Genomic DNA, 20475 nt, shown 5'->3' on the forward strand with positions numbered 1-20475 from the left:
TATTTATTGTGTTTAAAGGTTTTATTTATTGCAGTTCGCTGATCTCGGCGAAAAGCTCAATCATACAGGCATTCTCCAGTAGACTCTTGAACTGCTCTTTTCTGTTTCCCGACCAATCATTACTAAACAAGCCATTCTCATCACGCGCATAGTTCCAAGCATAATCCGCATTCGCAATCATGGTCTTTATGTACGCCTCATTCCTATCAACCAGATATAGCGCCTTCAAACCTCTGAACAAGATTACATTAAACCAAGGAGTTGCCGGAAAGAATTTCATCTCTCCTGTTGCGATAGGCTGTACCTTCAGAAAGAAACGGCAGGCACCCTCGGCTGTCTGCTGCGCTTCCTTCAGGTAACGCTTCTCTCCAGTTACCTGATAGAGAAGTACACCGGCCTGAATCATCTGCCCGCTGTTATAAGTATATTTGGCCGGATCCACTTTTCCCTGCAAATTCTTGTTGTCCCAATATACAAAGTCAGAAGGGTCACAAAGATTGTCACGGGTCCATTGATAGGTCTTCTTAGCTTGCTCAAGGTATTTTGCATCCTTAGTCAACTTAAACAGCCTCATACAGAGAACAGTAGCCGGAGCATTCGAACAAGTGTTTTTTGATTCTTTCTTCTGTTCGCACCAATAGATTCCTCCCCCCAACTCTTCGGACCATCCGGAATAAATATAGTCATGCAGCTGGATGGCTTTTTCCAGATACTCCTTGTCACCAGTCCGTTCATAGTAATCACAGAAATCAATGGCCACCCAGTCATTGTCATCGTAATAACGATCATTATGACCTGCAAAAGCCGGATACGACTGGTAACAATGGGGAATCCGGGTAGAGTCCCAATAAAGGTCCAGTCCCGGCTTTATCTGCCGGTCCATCAGTTTTCTGTACTTCTTTTGCCCGGAAACCTTATACAAAGAAACACAACCGGATACCAAGGCTGAATAAGGCCACAAGAAAGAGACCTCCTGCTGGTTAACAACAGCGCCGGTATTGGCCGTATATGTAATTCTCTGCTCCGGGTTTCTTGGATAAGTTTCCGTCAGCAGGCCATACTTCTCCACTTTATAGAGAGTAAGTATCTGCTGAAGCAAAGAATCGGCTCGTTGCAGATAGATTTGTTTGCTTGTCTGTGCAGACAAGCAAACCGGTAACGAGAGAGCTATTAATAAAAATAAATTCCTAAGCTTCATATCCAATTCAAGTCAAGTGATTATTATTCCAGCTTCATATCGGCACACATCAGGAAAGCATTGTATGGCCCCCACATGGACATGATGAACCAAAGCTGGTCATCATTGTCTTTCAACGGATGTATGTAAGCGCAATACAAAGCTGGATATCTGTCCGCTTCCGCCAATACTTTCGGCTCGCTCCACTGGACGAGATCCTTCGATGTACAATAAAGAATGGCATGCCTTTTGGTCAAAGGAGTCTCGTCATGATTCGGATCATAATTATAAGTCAGAATCCAACGCTCAAACTTCTTGTGCCATATCAGCGACGCTTCTCCTACGGGACCTCTCAATACCGGAGTAGCGGCAGCCTCATTTCCACGTATCCACTCTTTACTTTCACCGTTCCAGTATTCATAGGCCTTCATATCCAGAAGATCTTTCTCAAGGAAACGCGCCAGATACGCAGCATCACCACGTCCGGCCTGTGTGCCGAGCATATAAATCCATCCGTCACATTTGGCATAAGCCACTTGCGAAAAATGACTGTCGGGAGAAAAAGTCACCTCTTCACGCCGCTCCCATGTCCGACCGTCATCATTGGAAGTATAGACAGAAGAAAAATTGGTAAGCCAGCGTCCATGAGGCGCTCCCCAATCATAGATGTTCATAATATGGACACAATCCGTTTTACCGGCCCGAATAGCACTCGTAGGGATGGAAGTCTGGTATACCTCCGGATTCGTCTTACCGCCCGCACATACCTCAAGCGCCTTACCATCGGCATCAAGCAGCATTGAATCTATTTTAAGACCGTCTGTAAGCTCTGTATCCGATGAAAAAGCCAGTACGTTGGAACGCCAGTTGGAACCATTGCCACCATTTTTATTCACGACAAAACCTTCTCCACTGGTATCTCCGAAAAACATGCCCACACGGTTTCCATCCATATGCCACATTAACCCCAAATCCGTTCCATATACATCAAAGTCAGGTCCGGTATTATTGGGATTCAGCAATGTATCTCCCGGCAAAGGATCACCCGTGACACGGGATATCATACGTACATTATCAATACACAGCGTTTTTTCACTATCAGCATCCTTACAAGCCATATTGCCCGTCAAACTACAGGTAACAAGCCCGAACAGTAAAATTTGTTTAGTTCTCATTCTTATCAATTCCATATACAAGTACACATTCCCACATCTATTCCTTTATTCTTTCCAGGATAATCAGTCCCAGTTCAAACTGGTCCCCACCGTTATTATTTCTCACATGGAAAGTGACTGAATTGGTTTGTTCCGTCAAATTGATGTCTCCTACATGTACTCTGTCTTTAGACACTTCTTTGTCCTTCTTAGTAGAGATCCATCCGGACAGTTGCTTCTGGCGTTGCCAAACCTGGAAGTCGGCACCATTCGGTTTCTCAAAATAGTTTATCAGCACTTTATATTTTCCTTCGGGCACATCGTTCAGCATGATGCGCACTACTCCTCCATGCTGGGTGGTCATACGGATTCCACGCTCATTTGTTACCTGGACACCTCCACCAAGACTCAGCTGCATCAGTTGAGGGAAATAGATATGTTCTGTCGGCTGATATACAGTGCGTAATTCAGCAGTAGGCTCTTCTCTGCCTTGCAATGGCTGGGCTGCATAGAAGAATCCAACAGATGTATAATCTACCGGAAAATTATTTTTTACTTCACCATGTTCCATTCCATGATAGATTTCCTTCTCATAGGACATTTTGTCGGCCAAGAAGAAACGGTATCCACCGGTTCTGGCCATCGGAAGCGAATAATCCAGGCAACCATGGAGGGGGAGGCTGTTTCCTCTGTCCCAACGATCCAATAAAGCATACCAGCCACCGTTGTAATAGTCTTCGGAACCGGTGCCGTGCAGACGCATTTTATTATCTACGTAAGTGCTGTCGTCCCCTTCGAAGAACAAGGTCATTCCCGGACGCAGGCCTTGTGCCTGATGGATGGTTCCTACATAATGTCCTTTTCCTTTTTGTGCAGCAAACTTATGGAAAATGCCGAGAGGAGTTTTCTCTCTACGCCATACAGAATAGAACTTACCCTCTTCCTTCACATTACGCTTATTACTGTTATAGTACACTTTAACGTTTACAGAAATAGGAGATTGCTGAATACCTTCTCTCTTTTTATAAATCATCTTCATAGAAGCTGACTTGTCAAAAGGCATTGGCAGATAGCAGTAGTTGGAAGTACCTTGCTTACCCATTAAGATACTCCGCATTGCTCCTTTTCCATAGGCATATCCAAAAAAATCAGCAACGGGGGCATAAATAGCCTCCACCTTCTCATTATCCCATTTAGCTGAAAGAATCACATCTTTGTATAAACCTTCGAAAGATGTTCCGCCATCAATCGACATACCTACAATACGTCCCGGTTCTGCCATCTCAAAGAAAGAAACTTCTTCTCCCGGACTCAGTGTAAATACCTTTTCTTCCGTCTGTACACCAGCTGATTTTCCAAAGGTATAATTCGTTACAGCAGGAGACAAGTCAGCCCATATTCTATTCACCTCAGCCAACAAATCCTTATCCTGCTGTGAGAATTCACCGGTATAGGTTTCCACCTTCTTTTCCGGCAAGTTACGGTATTGTATCTGAATGAATTCCAATTTAGGTCCATCGAAAACAATTTTGCAGGACTTTTTGTACGTAATGGGCAGATAACAATAAAAACCACCAATTTCATTACCACAAACGGGCTTTGTAAACGGATAAACCTTACCGGAAAACAAATCCGAGAACTTTATTTTCAGACCGGGCTCTTTCTGTCCATCAAAATAGAAATAGAGCATATTGTCCGTCGGTGTAGGAGTCCAGATTCGGTTGATGACTCCGGGGCCTTCCATCTCAGCAATCACCAACTTATCACCTTCCTTACGAAGGAAAGAATAAGTACCCGCAAAACCATCATCATTGCCTCCGGTACGGTCGTAACTCGAGAACTGCTCCACATAAGAGCCAGTGCGATACTCCGGCAATTTATCCACTCTTTTCAATAACTCCAGCTCATCCGTCCATCTGTATGGATTCTGAGCCACGGCATACGAGCCTGCCAATAGAATGGCAGACAAGAAAACAGAAACTTCTTTCAAATTAATTTTCATAAACTATTTTACTATATGTTTTTTAAAAAGGCAAGGAGAGAATGCCTGTTTAAACGGTATCTCTCCTCACTGACAGTATTATTTCAATAGAAAGGATTATGGTCTATAAAACCACATCAATTCTACTCTTCTGAAAGTACCATGGTATTTACGCCAAAGAATTTGGCCCATTGTACATTGTTCGGGCCCGGTTTCATTTCGATATAAACAACACCTTCGTCATTAGGCTCAATACCCTTAATCTCTACCGTTCTATCGAAATTATCGTCATTAACCAAATAAGCAACGCCATCGTTCTTTCCGATTACATGGAACTCGGTTTCAGTTCCACGGTCATTGATGTGACCATAGAAACTGAACGTATATTTTGTTCCTTGAGAGAGACCTGTCACCTTAAATCCACTGAGCGGAATAGCAATACCGTCGCTGAAAAACATATCCTCAGAAGCTGTTTTTGGAAGACCCAAATTATTATTCAAACCGCGAGCCAATTCTCCGGAAAACGGTTTGTCCACCTCGATGCCGAAAGTAGTAGGACGACCTCTATGGTCGAGCATATTTACCAATCCGGGGTCTCTGGGATTCCTATAGTTGTTAAACGGAGCCGGAGAATCAATGACACCAAAGTCAATGTAACACGTCTTAGGAGTCTTGGTAACAGTCAAGTCGCTAAAGTAGCACAACTTGCCATCAGCCGTTTCTACCTTGATGACCGTTTTTCCAACAGCAACAGGTGTAATTACAGCTGCATTATTTTCCACACCTTCAATGGTAGCCACATCGGAGTTGAGGACACTCCACTTCAACTGATAGGAATCGCCTGCCAGGTCATCAACAGAAGCGGTAACTGTGGCAGTTTCGTCAATCTCCAAATAAACCGATGATTGGTCAATACGTACAAACTTACGATTGGACAAGTCCACACTGTTATCATCCGAACAGGATGTCAATGCAGCAAATGCCAATGTCATCGCACTAAAAATGAATTTTATTGATTTCATACTTGTTCTCTAATTATTTATTAATATCCGGGAGCTTGTCTCAAATTGGGGTTGATGTCCATCTGAGCCTGCGGAACGGGCCATAAATACATTCTTTTGTTGAAGGTACGGCTCTTGTAGTAAGTTCTCTTATAAAAAGCCTTCGGATTGTTCACATCATCGCTCTTCTCAGAACCGTCATGATTCATACCATAAAGCTTGCCGCCCAGGTATTTGTCGGCAATCTTCCAACGACGGAGGTCATGGAAACGGATACCTTCACAATTGAACTCTACCCGACGTTCTTGCTGAATGGCGGCACGCATTTCTTCCTTACTCAGCCCTTCCTTCAAAGCGGGAATTCCGGCACGTTCACGAATCAAGTTCACATACTTATATACATCGGGAGTGGGAGCTGGCGAAGACTCGTTCAATGCTTCCGCATAGCCCAAATACGCTTCAGCCATTCTGTATAAGATACCCGGCTGATATACATACTTTCCATCTCTGGGAAGTACATCCAAAGAGATTCGCTTACGGACATTATAACCGTTCTGCGGAGAGTCGAAAGTCATATCCGTATCACGGCCTCCTTGAAGGAAGTTCACACGACGGTTATCAACTCCCAGCCATGCGCCATTATAGATGACGGAAACATAGAAGCGAGGCTCCCGGTTGCAATACATGTTGTAGGTACCTTCTTCTGTTACCGGGCTTACACCGGTTTCTTTATTGGCAAGGTTCGAAGGTCCACCGCCCGGCCACTTCGTGGTTCTATACTCTGTATTGGTAGAGAATCCGTTTTCCACATACCCCGATTCCGGGTTGATAATGGGCGAACCATCCTCGTTATATCCCAATATAGGCATTTCACCGTTCTTCATATAAAAAGCGTCCACCAGTTCCTGAGTAACACCCATAGCGGCATTTCCACCGATACCTTTCGGCAGATGATGAGCCTGCCAGTAGTTCAGGTCCACATTTTCGGGGCGTCCGAAAAGAATCTCCTTGTTGCCTTCTGAGAAGCGTTTCAACGACATGTTGTAGTAAGACATGAAGGGGTCGATACTTCCATCCACATTATACTCATAGTACAGCTTATGTCCGGCCGCTTCGGCTGCCTTTATCAAGTCGAGATGAGCTTTGGCAGCCTTTTCCCATCTTTCCGGCTTGGCTTCGGCATCAAAGAGGAATTCTCCTTCCGAATTCTTCCAGTCCTTGAGATCCGGATTGCCGTTGAACAATGGACTTGCGGCAAATAACAGTGTTTTGGCACGTATTGCCAAAGCCATGATAGAGGTAGCCCTGCCCCAATCGGTATTATTGGGATAGACAGCGGGCAAATGCTCTGACACTTCCAGCAGCTCTTTGTCAATCCAATCTACCACTTCGGCATAGGGTCTTTGGGGAGTCATCATCTCCGATTCGGGCGCATCGACGGAAACAAGCACACCGGGAGTAAACGGTATGGCACCATACAACTCAATCATCAAAGAGTAATAGTAGGCTATCAGGAAACGGACTTCGTACTTCATCTGGTTGACATAAGATTCCTTCAGGTCTTTTTCCGGAAGTACTTTTGCCTCTTGCAAGAAGATAAGGCCGGAACGTATGCGCTTGTGTAATTCTACCCAATAATAGGGGTCCCATGTTGAGATAGGACTCCAGTTTCCGGTGGTGTAGGCATACACATTGCTCCATCCATACGGCGACCAATCTTGGGGAATAGTGATATCATCGCCCATAATGTTATAACCTTGTGCCTTGAAATACCCCCACATGGGGCTGGGAATGGATGAATAAACACCTGCCAACCAGTCCTCAGTCCTTATCTTGTCCGTGAAAATCATCTCCATGGTAAGCTGGTCGTCGGGAGCCTTGTCCAAGAAATCGTTGCAACTCGTTGTCAATGCCAGGGTGCACGACAATAAGACAGCTTTTGCTATAGATTTATATTTTTTCATTTTCTTCGTATCTTAATTAATTGTTGAAATTGATGCTAAAACCCACTGATACAGATTTCATCTGTGGGTATCTCAATCCATCGGTAGTTTCCAGTTCGGGGTCCCAAAGCTTGAAGTTGGAGAACGTCAGCAGATTGGTTCCTCTTGCAAACAAACGGCAGCCGCGGATGCCAATTTTGGTAGTCCAACGTTGCGGAAGGGTATATCCAAGTTCCAGATTCTTCAAGCGCAGGAAACTCATGTCACGCAACCACCATGTGGAAGCTTGTTCATTGTTTGCCACAGCCTTGTCTCCCATACGGGGCCAGAATACATCTTGCCTCGGATTTTCAGGTGTCCAACGGTCGTCAATGTTCGAATAGATGTTACCAGCACCTAAGGAAGAACCCGGCAACCAGGTCTCTCCGCCCAAGAGTTGGTAGGTTTTACCTGTTCCTTGGAAGAATACTCCCAAATCGAACGACTTATAGCTTACTGTAGCTCCAAAACCATAGACAATCTCGGGAATACGTGTACCACCAATGGCTGTTTTATCTACTGCGGTCACTTCACCATCCCCGTTCAAATCTTTGTATTTAATGTCACCGGGACGTAGGTTACTCATATCACTGAACTTCTGTGCCGGAATTCCTTCCTTAAGCATACCGTTTTCATCGAAATCATCTTCCGTAAAGAGCCTTTCCGCTATCAAGCCAAACAATTGCCCTATAGGCTTACCGGTTTGCGAACGGTATGTACCCAAGATGGCGGCAGGTTCGTCTATTTCCACAACCTTATTGTGTGCGTAGGTATAGTTTGCCATAGCGGAAATGGCCCAATCGCTATTGAACTTGTGGTTGACATTCAAAGACACATCAAATCCCTGATTATCGACCTTGCCATAATTGGCCCAAACAGGGCGGTTGAATCCGGCAGAACCAGGCACATTCTTACGCTGCATGAAGATGTCATCGCGCTTTTCCTTGAACACATCCACTACGAGGTTCACGCTACCATTCCATAGACCTAAGTCGATACCGGCATTCATCTTGGTCACGGTTTCCCATGTCAAGTTGTTCACACCGATTTCGCCTTCCGAACGTCCAAGGCGATAGATTTCCGCATCTGTACCCCATCTGTACGAACCGGTATTGACAATGGTAGAAATATAGGCGAAACGTCTGTTACCACCAATGTTACTGTTACCGGCCTTACCCCAAGTAGCTCTCAGCTTCAAGTTGGAGATGACATCGGAAACCGGCTCCATGAATTTCTCGGAAGATACAATCCATCCCAACGCCACGGCGGGGAAGAAGCCGAAGCGCTTGCCTTTGGCAAAGTTCTCGGAGCCGTTGTAACCGAAGTTCAGCTCGGCAACATAGCGGCTGTCGTAAGTATAAGAGAATCTTCCGGCTATGCCTTGGGTACGATAGGGAAGCGCATCACCATTGTCATACTCCTTCTGGTTGTAGAGGAACATGGCGTTCACATCGTGCACTTTGCCGAAAATGCGGTTGTACGAGAACATTCCTTCCAGATAGATGGACTGGTCGCCCCATTCAGCTCCTTTTGCATAGCCCAGGAACTCTTGTCCGGTGGTCTGCACATCAGTGATGATGTTGCCCTCTGCATCGCGTGCGGTGGCGGGATTGTAGTAATAGGGGTTCTTGGAACGTGTTACGGAAGTTGCCGAGAACTTGTCGAAAGAGAAGGTTCCTTTGAACTTCAATCCCGGTGTAACGAACTTCAAATCTTGTTCCAACGATACTAAGGATTCAATCTTATTATGATTTAGTTTTTCGTATCCACGCTGCGTGGCCCACGCCCAAGGGTTCTCCTTGTACATCACACGTGGAATGCGCCCATCGGCATAGATAGCCGGATGCACGTAGGGAGGTACACGCATGGCTTGATAGAAAATGCCCTGGTTGGTTTCCGTGTCTCCCGGAGGAGCGTTACGAGTTTGCAGGAATACGCCCACATTGGCGCGGAACAAAGTGGTGGGAGTCACATTCACATCTACATTGGAACGCACCGTATATCGGCTCACCTTCAGGGAAGAGTCCCACTCCTGGTTTTTGTCGCGTTCAATGATACCGTTCTCATTGTAATATCCTGCCACCAACGCATAACGAAGAATGTCCGTACCACCGTTGACACTAACGTTCGCCTTTGTGTTGTCTGCATGGTCTTTGGAGATAACATCCCACCAATTCACATCGGGATAGAGTTCCGGGTCGGTCTGGTTCTTGTAGTTCAGCAGGGTGGCTTCGCTTACAAACGGGTTTCTACCCTGCTCGGCATACATTTCGTTAATCAGTTCCAGATACTTCACACTGCCGATGTAGTCGGGTATCTTGATGGGTTGCGTAAAGGAGTGTTCGAAGCGGACGTTCACCTGCGGCTTTCCAATCTTGCCGCGCTTGGTCTCAATCATCACTACACCATTGGCACCGCGCACACCGTAGACGGCACTGGCGGCAGCATCCTTCAACACGGAAAAGGAGGCGATTTCTTCAGGGTCGATGTCGTGGAGCGAACGCTCGACGCCGTCCACCAATACCAGCGGATTGGTATTGCCAGTAAAGCTACTGATACCACGAATCCAGAAGTCGGAGTTATTGAACCAAGGGTCACCGCTACGCTGAACCGCAATCACACCGGGAACCATACCCGCCAAGTTGTTACTAAGCGAACGGCTGGGAGCCGCGGCAAGTTTGGCCGGCTCTATATTGGTAATGGAGCCGACCACAGAAGCTTTCTTCTGCGTTCCGAAGCCCACTACCACCACTTCGTCAAGGGCTGCCACATCTTCTTCCAAAGCTACATCAAGCACTCCTTTGGAGCCTACCGCTACCACTTTATCCTTAAAGCCAATATAAGAGAATTTTAATGACGGCTTATTACCTTTCAACGTAATCGTATACGTACCGTTGATGTCCGTCACCACACCATTAGAAGGGTCTGCCGCCTCCGTCACATTCACACCGATGAGTAACTCACCTTGTGCATCCATCACACGTCCGGTCACCTTCTTAGGCGACTGGGCAAATGCCGAGATACTGATGCACAACAGTAGCATCAGCATCCAGCCCGCAAATTGCTTTTTGGGAATATTCTTCATTTCGTACCTTTATTAATGATTTATTGAATTTGCTGCTCCGTAGAACTATTTTTCCATAGTCGTGCCAATATAGTGGCACAGTTTTGCCAATATAGAGACACAGTTTTGCCAATATAATGGCAAAACCCCGGATATAAATATCAGCCTATGAACGTATAAAAAAAGAGCGTTACAAAAGTTTACTCGTTGCCCCACAGAGTGGCTTTGTTACCCTTGGACTTACGCCAGGCATCCCGCCAACGATGTATATCAACATGGTTGATGAAAGGTTTCGGAGCACGCTGTGCCTTTGTAGGAGCTTCGGGAAGAGCCACAGCCGAATCTTGGTACCAATAAGCCACGGTAGACAAATCCAACGTCAAGTTGTTGTTGGAGCCATGTTCGATGGTTCCCTTCAGGCTCTTTTCAAAGAAAATGGGATCTTCAATGAAGAATCGGTAAACGTGGGTACGACCCAGCCAGCCTATATCATTGTTCACACGGGGATAACCGAAGTAAGGATGCGAGAAGGCTTCTTTAGGACACCAGGCCGTATTGAAGAAGTCTTCCGTACCTGTACCTATCAGCGAGGGAACCTTTTCTCCATCAATGAACCACATGTCGTCACCTTCGCCATACCACATGGGAGTGGGACAATGCACATAGTAATTGATACCTACAAAGTGTCCCTTGCCTTGGGTTTCCATGAACACATAGTTGCGTTCGCCGGTGGTGTTCGGCTTCTGGGCACCGGTAACTCCCCACTCCGTCTCGCCTTCGGGAAGTGCTTCAGTCAGGTTGTGGTTATACCAGGCATGAAAGCGGCCCATGTCCTTGGGAAGCTTCGCCATCTCCAGATAATCCACGTAGAAGTAGAAAGCATCTATGTTGCGGTCGCTCTGGTTCTCAATTTCAATGCGTGCGCCCTTCTCGAAAGGCATAGCGAAATAGCACGACAGACCGGTACCGTTTTCAGGACCGGCCGAAAGAGGCAAGGATGCGTAGTTGTATCTCTCATCCCAGCCTTGTCCGAAGAAAGGGCCGATGGGAGACTCTACCGAAGGATAATCGTTGCCGTCCCAATACATGCGAATGATAATGTCGTTTCTGCTCAAAGTGGGAGGTGGAGGCGCAATCGTCACCCAAATGTGGTTGATGACTCCCGTTCCCTTGATGTCTGCAATGATGCGTTTCTCACCTGGTTTGAAGGGCTCCAAGTGATCTCTGTTACCTCCGGTAGGATCTGTACTGGAGATTCTTTTGTTTTTTACACCCGACTTCAACTTTGCCAAGTCAAACATTTCGTTCGTCATGTTCGACTGTGCAAAAACAGTAGGAAAGTACAATCCCAGAACAAGGGAGAGTAACAAACTGAATTTTGTAATTCTTCTCATAAATTTTTGTTTACATTGATTAATTAGATGATTAATATTCCAATAAATATGGTTTCTCATTGAATGTTTTCCACAGCAATTCTCCAAACAATGTATTGGCCCATGCAAACCAGCTCCTTGTGAATTTCTTGGGGTCATCCTTGTGGAATGACTCGTGCATGAACCCGGTACCGGCATGCGTTTTCTGGAGCATCTGGATACATTGCTGTAACTCTTTATCGTCTTGAGCAGTCAGGGCTTTCATTATCAGGCTCATCGGCCATATCATGTCCGTACCAATATGATGTCCTCCTATCCCTTCAAAATAAGAACCTTTAAAGAAATAAGGATTGTATTCCGACCACACGAATCTTCTGGTATTGGCATAAATTGCATCATCACTATCAACACCACCCAGATAGGGTAACGCCAGCAGATTAGGGACGTTGGCATCATCACTAAGATAAGCCGATCCAAAGCCATCTATTTCAAAAGCATAGATTTTACCGAACTTCGGATGATTCACCACGGCATAAGTCTGCAAAGCATTATAAACTTCTTTACTCAACGCCAACAGTTCATCAGCCAGTACATTGTCTTTGGTTATCTTTTGAACCATTTCGGAAGCCTGCCTCAAACTGGCCACCGCAAAGAAATTGGACGGGACGAGAAAAGGAAAGATAGTGGCATCATCACTAGGCCTGAAAGTAGAACAAATCAATCCGACCGGATTTACTTTATAGCCCACTCCACCCATAGGAACAGCATCTATAGCCCATTCCGAAGTTCTGCGAAAGCTATAAGGCCCGTTACCATCTTTTCTCTGCTGTTCCTTGCAGACTCTTAAAACGGTTTCTATCGCCTTCTTCCATTGCGCATCGAAAGGAGAAGCATCATTTGTCTTTTTCCAGTATCCATATGCCAGGCGAATGGGATAGCAAAGCGAATCCAACTCGTATTTACGCTCATGAATACCCGGTTTCATCTCCGTATGGTCGCTGTTCCATCTTGTATACTTCGTATCATCATCATAAAAGGCATTGGCATACGGATCCTTCAATATAAAGGAGGTCTGCTTATTGATAACGCCAATTATCAGTCTTTGCAGGTTCTTATCTTCAGACATGAAATCCAAATACGGATATACTTGGGCAGAACTATCCCTTAACCACATGGCATCAATATCACCGGTAATCACATATGTATCCGGTCGGCCATCCTTTTCTGAATAAAAAACGGTTGTGTCCAACGTATTCGGAAAACAATTCCCAAACAGCCAGACCAGTTCTTCATTCTTGACCTTCTGTTTAAAAGTAGCAATGGCCTTTTCAATGGCAGGACTTTTGAAGTTCCTTTCCGATATAGGCTTCCTTACTGTTGGAAACGACGAAAAAGAGGTAGCTGTCGAAGCTACGCCTGAATTCGCAAACATCAAGTTTTTATTCAGCGCATATCCTGCCCCCAAAAGGCCCACTCTCTTTATAAAATTTCTTCTGTTCATGTTATAAATCCATTGACTAAAAATATTATCCTGGAACAATCTTCTTATCCTAACAAACTAACAACTGATTGAAATACAATTTCAACTGATAAACATCACCCTTATAACCTTCTGATATGTAATAGCGCTCCTCCATCCTTTGCCAGATTCAGTTCAATGATATCCTTCCTTGTAACTTTCCGTACCTGTCTGTCCAGATTGTTTGGATTCCGGTCCACATCCTCCGCATCGGTATAGATCGTTGCCTGGTAGTCCCCCTCACTAAGGAAGTCCAATTCCAATTTCAGATCCCTTTCCGTACCGTTGTTCAGCGAGCCTACCCACCAGTCCGAACCGCTCCTGCGGGCCACCGTGACATGCTCATTCATCCTTGCCAGCGGAACTCTTATCTCATCCCACGTTCCCGGCACGGTACGGAGCACCTCGAACCCCGGTTGACCTTCATAAGCCTTTGGCGTATCGCACAACGAGGTAAGATGGTTTTCCAAAACCACATACATGGCCAACATATGGCAGCGCGTGCTCATTACATGAGGATTTACATACTGTATCTTGAACTCCGAGCGCGGCAGTGCCCTGAACCCTCCCAGGTGATAGTCCGTCGCTCCCGCCAGCATCCTGGTGAAGGGTATCGCAATGTCATGGTCCGCATTCACCAGCGTGTCCCATTTGCATACTTCATAGTTGAGTGTCCCCTCCCGTGTGAATTCATTCGGATACGTCCTTACCAGTCCGGAAGGCTTGCTCGACCCATGGAACTGTATGAAGAGCCTGTGTCTTGCCGCACATTCCAGTATCTCTTCTTGGATGCGTATCATCTCTTGGTCATTACGGTCCATGAAGTCCACCATGAGTCCTTTTACTCCCCATCCCTCATAGAGCGCAAAGGCTTCTTCGAGTTTGTCGTACAACGGTCTCCAGTGTACCCACAGATGTATGCCAACCCCCTTGCTCCTTGCATATTCCACAATTCTCGGCATGTTCAGGCACGGTATCGGTTTTGTAACGTCCGCATTGGGTCCCGCCCATCCGAAATTGAAGTTGTCATCATAGTACCAAGGAGTCTCCGCATATCCGTAGATTCCATGTGCATCCAAGCCATTGCGTGCTGCAAAATCGATGTAGTACTTGTTTGTATCGAAGTTGTTTCCCGGAGAGAACGTGCTGTCCGGCACGACATTCCCGTTCCACCATGTGAACGTGGTCCTGCAAGGCTTAATCCATGAAGTGTCTTCAATCCTGCAGGGCTCGTTCAGGCTTGTTAGTATATTCGTCTCCAGCAATCCTCCCACCCGGTCTGCAACGGAGATTACGCGCCACGGGGTACGGTGCGGGAAACTGTCTGTCTCGACCTTTATCTTCTCTTGCCCCAGTTTTGGCGAGAGCTTTCCCACCAGTCCACCCTTCTCCTTCACCAGGTACATTCCCGCATAGTCCCTTATGGCCGCTTCAGTTATAACCACTGCCACCCCGTTGTCGAACTCGAATGTCGCCGGCATCTCTATCAGCCTTTTCCTTGCCACCTTGTCATATCTTACATGACTGTATACCCCTTCGTGTGTATTCACATACCCGGGCAGGTACATGAGCAACGCCATCGGGTTTCCTTGCAAGTTGAACTGTGTCCTTTCATCATACATCACGTATGAATCCCATGCTTTCTGTTCCGGAAATTCATATCTGAATGCTATCCCGTCATCGAATGCCCTTACAACCAGGTTTATCAGACGGCCGGAATCTGACCGTTCCTGCATGGGAACGGTCATTTCATTGCAACGGCTACGTACACTACTTGTCTTGCCGACAATGAGCTTGTATGTCTCATCAATCTTTTTACGCTGCACCTTTCCTGCTTTAAGATTCCTTCCGAACTCTCCGCTATCAAAGCTGAAACCAAGCAAAGAATTTGCTATAAGAGACTGCTTCCTATAGTCGATGTCATATGAAACACTCTCCGGCGTTACTTTCAGAGAAAATCTAAGTTTTCCGTCAGGAGACGATACAGACATTCTCTGCTGTGCAGAAACAGCTATAAAACAAAATAGTGCAACACACAAAACAAGAAGTTTCTTCTTCTCTGTCATCTTAATCTGTCTTTGATTGTACATCCCTATCCTAATTGACCTCAATCCACAATCTTGCCTGAAACATTATAGCGTTTCACATCAATGTTGCCATAAACCACGTTCAACACAGGCTTTCCTGCTTTCCATTCAATAGTTCCGAAACCGGTATCAGTACTGATGAAACTTTTGAAATCACCAATCTTAGAATTGATGTACATGGTTTTGTCAACAGCATCATACCGCACTCCTGTAAGCCCCTGCAACATTCCATAGCTTGCCATGGCACGTGCATACCAATGCCCGCACTCTATCTCATTGAATGGGTTTCTTACTCTTCCATCATATCTCTCACGGCATTCACGGACAATATCCAAGCCCTTTTCCACCTCACCTTTCATCATCAAATGACTGGCAACCTGATATTCGATACCGGTCCAGACTTCATTGCTGTATACAAAAGGCAGTGACAGCATACCACCCTTCGGCCATGTGCAAAGCAATAATCCGCCATCCTTACCACAAGCATACACCGGTCTTTGAGGATTGAAATGGTCTATCAAGTCATGTTTCAGATTGTATTTGTGTACGGCCACCAGATGGCTCCTGACCTTTTCATTGTCCAGCACTTCATCCAGTCCGCATACGGAAGCCATCCACATCCCTAAAATTCCATCGGACAGACAACCGGTACCGTATTGGTATTTTGGCCCTTCTTCCTTCAGCAATTTCAGGGCCTCTTCGGAATAACTTCCCCCGAAAGACATTACATCAACCGGATTGGGAGCCTGAAGCCCTTCCCACTGAATTTTCTGTATGAAATATTCTCCATCGAAGAGTGCAGTTTCCATGTATTTCTTGCCTTTTGACAGCAGGGCCGTATATTCCTTAACGGGTTGCTTCAGCTCCTTGCCCATCTCTATAAACGCAGTCAAAGCTCCCAAATAGAAACTTGTACACATGCCGTCCGGTCCCCAGAACTCGATGTCATAAGTATTGTGGTGCGGCTCTTCAAGATAGCCCTTATGCAAGGGGTCCCATGTACGGATGCAATAGTCAAGACTCTTTTTCACTGCCGGGAAAAGGTCTTTCATCCACTGTGTATCCCCGCTGATACGCCATTCACGGTAAACTTTCATAATCCCGCCCAACTGTCCGTCGGCAGCAGCATGGAAGTTGTGAGGCGGTGCCGAAATAGGCAAGTTGACTCTAAAATTCTGGTGTCCTTCCGTATTCTGGCTTACCCTGAATTCCGTTTCACGCAAGGTTCTTTCCAAAGACGGGAACAAATGGGGCAAAGCCTGTGCATAGTTCCACACATGCGTACAACTTCCGTGACAAGAGCCAAAAGAATCCTGACATCCTTCCCAAGCCCAAAATCTTCCATCCCATTGACGTAATACCGTAGGAGATTTCAATATAGTTAAATTAGCAGCAACAGCCTCCAATACTTCTGCCGGCAAAGAGGAACTATAGAATGCATCACTGAACAGCCGGCTGTTCTTTTCCAGCATCGCCTGGTTTGCATCCCAATAGCCGATAACCTCATTCAAACTCTTGAAGCGCTCCGAGTACCAAGGTCTGTAGGTAGCTTCGACATCTCCTTCATCTGCCAGGAATTGTTTTTCTTCTTCAGAAGAATCCACAACCTGCCAGTCTCCCCAACTGTTACTTTCAAAATCGGCAAGTAAGGTGGATGTAGAAGACAAGTTGTAAATATCTTCATTCCTATTGTCTGTCAACACAAACTGGTCGGCCAGAATATGTCCCCACGGGTAAACATCCAAATCAATGACTTTCACAAAAGCCTTCTTTCCTTGATAAGGTTTCAAATCCCATACGGTTTCACTCAGAGTCTCCGTCTGATTTCCGACCGCCGTCTCTACAATCTTTCCGTCTACTACAAGATTTACAGAAGTACGGTCAGCCTGACTGCCTCCACCTACCAGAAACTTCAGATATCTTTTCCCAATATTGAACTCAGGAGACTGAATAATACCCGTCAGTCCATCTCCACCCTTATCGAACGAGTTCAGCAACTGCTTGCCGACAAAGCCGCTCACAGGTTGCTGACCGGAAGCCGTTCCCTTGCAGGGCATTCCCGTAAATGCCTGTCCTACCTTTCTGGCACCACCGATAGAAAGGTTTGAATCGGGCAGATACCAGCAGAAGTTTACCCTGACTGTTTTCGTCTCTCCCGGCTGCAACGCTAACGGAACATAAACAGACGCTCCCGGAGCAGCACCTTTAACCGGTTGCTTATCAGCGATCCGCCCATAGCGAATATTATCCCAAACCACAGTCTGCGGATCGAACCAGGCACCACGGAACCAACAATGGTCTACGACAGCAGCATCATTGTCCACATAAATGGCCAGTCCGCTGTTGTTCTGATCGGATTCTAAAACAAACCCGTTCTTTACTCCTTGAATAGTACCCTGACCATCAATGAAATTTTTGGTATTATAAGAAAATACCGTCTCGATAGCCTTACCGGAAGTATTTGTAAATTGATATTCCAGTACTCCAACCGGCAAACTGGAATTGTCCGCATCCGTCGGAATGAAAGGACTCCAACCCGTAATCTTTGCAGCCAAAGGCATATCCTTGTCTTTCAAATCTACAGTTGCAAAAGGGAAACGTGCCTGGAATACCGCCTCTTCAAAACGTGGAAGACCGTACGTCTTGTCTCCCCTACCTAAACCACTCTGTGCAGGACCAAATAACTTCCAAGTCGGAACCTGCCCTTCCAATACCTTTGCTCCGTTCTCAACCCCCTTTACATAAATCGCAGCAAAGGTATACGGCTCATTCATCACATCAGGATGGTGTCTGAGAGACACATGCGAAATGGCACCGGTTCCCTCCAAACAGAACATTCCGGCGCCGATTCCCCCTATAGGAAATGCAATCTTATCCAGATATTCCTTTTGATACTTACCGTTAAACTCCCGCCCTTCACTGTTCTGGGACATTGCTTTACCCGGAAACAGTATAGCCACATTAAATAGGGCCAATAAAGTTAAAGTTGATCTTACCATAGTTGAATTATTAATGTTAACGAATCATTATTCTATTTTTCCAAATTTATCAAGGATGCGGTTGTACGCTTCAGCCGCTGCTCCATTTCCCCAATCATAGATTGTAAACTCACCCATACCTTCACCTACCGGATTTGTACGGCCGCCATGCCCGTAATTTTCCATCATGAATCCATAATCCTCTGAAGCAAAGAACGGATGAACTTTTTCCCATTGCTGTTTGGTTTGAGGATTTTCAGTACAATACATCATTACAAAAGATGCCTTAAGTGCAGCATATCCCCGTTCTATATACTCTGGCTTACCAAGAAGTTTTCCATATTGAATGATGAGTTCGGAAAAAAGACTTTCGCGTGAATCATTCCATTCACCATCGGCATTCAACACACCAAAACCACCCAATACATTTACATACATGTATGGCGGCTGCCACGATGCTTGGGTCATCAGCAATTCATCAAGTGTACGCTGTCCATAATCAAGATATTCTTTATTTGAGGTAAGACGATAGCACTCCAGTAAGGCTTCAGCTGTCCAGAACATTGAAAAATTATTCTGTTTATGCATATTGTTCCGCAAAACTTTTTTACCTACCAAGTTATCCGAACCGTAACGAGAACAAGACCAATAGGTTTCAAAGTCTTCCCACTTCCCAACCGGGATAATTTCATGGATAACTGCATTCATAGCTCTAAATGCTGCCCGTTTATACTCTTCCTTATGTGTAAGCTCATACAGTTTAAGTAAAAAAGTAACTGATAAAGATGTTTCAGGAGAAGCATTCAAATGGTTCATCGGCTGCATTGTCTTTAAGTCAAGCCAGCCAGGGAAAAAACCATTTTCATACTGTATTCCAAGTAAAGCCATCGCATAATCTTCTGCATAAGCCAAAAGACGGGCATCTTTTTCTAATTCATCATACCACCGAAGCATCAACAATGCTGTCCAACTCATATCAAGAATATGATACGGAGATTCTTTCGGATTCCAGGTATAAGGGTTTCTGTTGGAATTTCCCCAATAATAGGTATTCCACCCCTTGCTCCGATTATACTTTTTACCATCAATCTCTACTTCATGCATTTCCGTACCGATAAGTCCATAGAAAAAACCATTCCTCTGCGGAAATGACAGAGCCAGTTCTTTTGTCAAATTTGCTTTTGCAAGAAGCTCCCTATTACCGGTTCTTCTTGCATATCGATATAATCCACTTGCAGAACGCAATGAACTGAACCATGCCTGATTCCAGATAGAACGAAATTCACGTTCATTAATCTCTCCCGGATAATTAGGACTTTGAGTAACATTCACAATAAATACGGGAGCACCCACTTTTTTCCCATCTAACTCAAATTGCTGCCACACATTTTCTGACCATGAATTAAAAGCCCAATTATAAGTATGTTTCACATACGTTTCTAGGTTTTCCTTCACCGGATTACCTTTCTCATATGCAGCATGCCCCCATCGACTCCACATAAATTCTAACGGCTTCTTAAAAGGATTCCGCAATACTTCCTTGCTATCAGAATACATCAAATAAAAGCCTATTTCAATATCTCCTTTTGGGTAAGTAGTTTCTTGATCACGCTCAAACAGAACGTGTTCGGATACATGGTTATTACACATTCCGAGAATAAGTGTATTAGAGGATGCGTCCATATCCATATACCATCGTACAGGAGTCCCCTTCTGCATAATATCCAAATCGGGAATAAGAATAAGAGTTTGATGATCGTCTGCTACAATAAGGGCAGGAGAACGGAATACATGTTGATCGATGACATTTCTATCAGTAGGAGTAAGATGTGGCGCCCAATGGAATGAAGGTAAAAAATCCGGCTTTACCGCTATACGCCAATCACCTTGTTGAACAGAGTTTTTAAGCGAAAAAGAAAGGTTTATGTACAAAGTGTTATTATCTATCATCTTCACATGGCTTTTTCCTCTCTCAATTCCTAATAAATCATACTGTATAGCATCAATAGCTTTACTAAAATTTTTCGGAAAAACATCCTTATTCAACTCAATTTTCTCTTGTACATCCCAATGCTCTTGAGCACAGATGCCTATGTTGGACATTATCATCCAAACAAAAGTTATAATAAATGTGCGTGTGTTCATGATATTATATTTAT

Annotated in this window: 11 protein-coding genes; all 11 read right to left on the minus strand. The window is 45.2% G+C overall.

Annotated elements, in window-relative coordinates:
- Positions 1–25 precede the first annotated feature (25 nt).
- On the minus strand, positions 26–1198 hold the full coding sequence (locus tag ACESTD_RS01850) for a glycoside hydrolase family 76 protein (RefSeq protein WP_057097374.1): 1173 nt from the start codon (positions 1196–1198) through the stop codon (positions 26–28).
- Between the two features lie 23 nt (positions 1199–1221).
- Positions 1222–2367: a DUF4185 domain-containing protein gene (locus tag ACESTD_RS01855; RefSeq protein ID WP_022400933.1), complete on the minus strand. Its 1146-nt coding sequence runs from the start codon at positions 2365–2367 to the stop codon at positions 1222–1224.
- Between the two features lie 22 nt (positions 2368–2389).
- Positions 2390–4333, minus strand: a complete 1944-nt coding sequence (locus ACESTD_RS01860; RefSeq protein ID WP_005824777.1) for a glycoside hydrolase family 172 protein — start codon at positions 4331–4333, stop codon at positions 2390–2392.
- A 122-nt stretch (positions 4334–4455) separates the two neighbouring features.
- Positions 4456–5334: an Ig-like domain-containing protein gene (locus ACESTD_RS01865; RefSeq protein WP_005824774.1), complete on the minus strand. Its 879-nt coding sequence runs from the start codon at positions 5332–5334 to the stop codon at positions 4456–4458.
- Between the two features lie 20 nt (positions 5335–5354).
- Positions 5355–7277, minus strand: a complete 1923-nt coding sequence (locus ACESTD_RS01870) for a RagB/SusD family nutrient uptake outer membrane protein (RefSeq protein ID WP_057097373.1) — start codon at positions 7275–7277, stop codon at positions 5355–5357.
- Between the two features lie 16 nt (positions 7278–7293).
- A complete protein-coding gene (locus tag ACESTD_RS01875) occupies positions 7294–10380 on the minus strand; it encodes a TonB-dependent receptor (RefSeq protein ID WP_057097370.1) in 3087 nt (1028 codons plus the stop codon).
- Between the two features lie 179 nt (positions 10381–10559).
- Positions 10560–11753, minus strand: a complete 1194-nt coding sequence (locus ACESTD_RS01880) for a glycoside hydrolase family 172 protein (protein WP_022400938.1) — start codon at positions 11751–11753, stop codon at positions 10560–10562.
- Between the two features lie 31 nt (positions 11754–11784).
- Positions 11785–13233, minus strand: a complete 1449-nt coding sequence (locus ACESTD_RS01885; RefSeq protein ID WP_373158618.1) for a glycoside hydrolase family 125 protein — start codon at positions 13231–13233, stop codon at positions 11785–11787.
- Between the two features lie 101 nt (positions 13234–13334).
- Positions 13335–15317 carry a glycoside hydrolase family 97 protein gene (locus ACESTD_RS01890; RefSeq protein ID WP_373158617.1) on the minus strand — a complete coding sequence of 661 codons (1983 nt, stop codon included), beginning with the start codon at positions 15315–15317 and terminating at the stop codon, positions 13335–13337.
- A 41-nt stretch (positions 15318–15358) separates the two neighbouring features.
- Positions 15359–18337 (minus strand): GH116 family glycosyl hydrolase, encoded by a 2979-nt coding sequence (locus tag ACESTD_RS01895; RefSeq protein ID WP_229079495.1) that lies wholly within the window; start codon positions 18335–18337, stop codon positions 15359–15361.
- A gap of 27 nt (positions 18338–18364) precedes the next feature.
- Positions 18365–20461, minus strand: a complete 2097-nt coding sequence (locus ACESTD_RS01900) for a hypothetical protein (protein WP_195288474.1) — start codon at positions 20459–20461, stop codon at positions 18365–18367.
- Between the last annotated feature and the right edge of the window lie 14 nt (positions 20462–20475).

Source organism: Bacteroides sp. AR20 (assembly GCF_964250605.1).
In the GTDB taxonomy this organism is placed as follows: domain Bacteria; phylum Bacteroidota; class Bacteroidia; order Bacteroidales; family Bacteroidaceae; genus Bacteroides; species Bacteroides uniformis.

What these genes read in the sequence shown, in the direction of transcription:
- ACESTD_RS01850 (WP_057097374.1), bottom strand. Translation starts at nt 1,198, where the DNA reads ATGAAGCTTAGGAATTTATTTTTATTAATAGCTCTCTCGTTACCGGTT.
- ACESTD_RS01855 (WP_022400933.1), bottom strand. Translation starts at nt 2,367, where the DNA reads ATGGAATTGATAAGAATGAGAACTAAACAAATTTTACTGTTCGGGCTT.
- ACESTD_RS01860 (WP_005824777.1), bottom strand. Translation starts at nt 4,333, where the DNA reads ATGAAAATTAATTTGAAAGAAGTTTCTGTTTTCTTGTCTGCCATTCTA.
- ACESTD_RS01865 (WP_005824774.1), bottom strand. Translation starts at nt 5,334, where the DNA reads ATGAAATCAATAAAATTCATTTTTAGTGCGATGACATTGGCATTTGCT.
- ACESTD_RS01870 (WP_057097373.1), bottom strand. Translation starts at nt 7,277, where the DNA reads ATGAAAAAATATAAATCTATAGCAAAAGCTGTCTTATTGTCGTGCACC.
- ACESTD_RS01875 (WP_057097370.1), bottom strand. Translation starts at nt 10,380, where the DNA reads ATGAAGAATATTCCCAAAAAGCAATTTGCGGGCTGGATGCTGATGCTA.
- ACESTD_RS01880 (WP_022400938.1), bottom strand. Translation starts at nt 11,753, where the DNA reads ATGAGAAGAATTACAAAATTCAGTTTGTTACTCTCCCTTGTTCTGGGA.
- ACESTD_RS01885 (WP_373158618.1), bottom strand. Translation starts at nt 13,233, where the DNA reads ATGAACAGAAGAAATTTTATAAAGAGAGTGGGCCTTTTGGGGGCAGGA.
- ACESTD_RS01890 (WP_373158617.1), bottom strand. Translation starts at nt 15,317, where the DNA reads ATGACAGAGAAGAAGAAACTTCTTGTTTTGTGTGTTGCACTATTTTGT.
- ACESTD_RS01895 (WP_229079495.1), bottom strand. Translation starts at nt 18,337, where the DNA reads ATGGTAAGATCAACTTTAACTTTATTGGCCCTATTTAATGTGGCTATA.
- ACESTD_RS01900 (WP_195288474.1), bottom strand. Translation starts at nt 20,461, where the DNA reads ATGAACACACGCACATTTATTATAACTTTTGTTTGGATGATAATGTCC.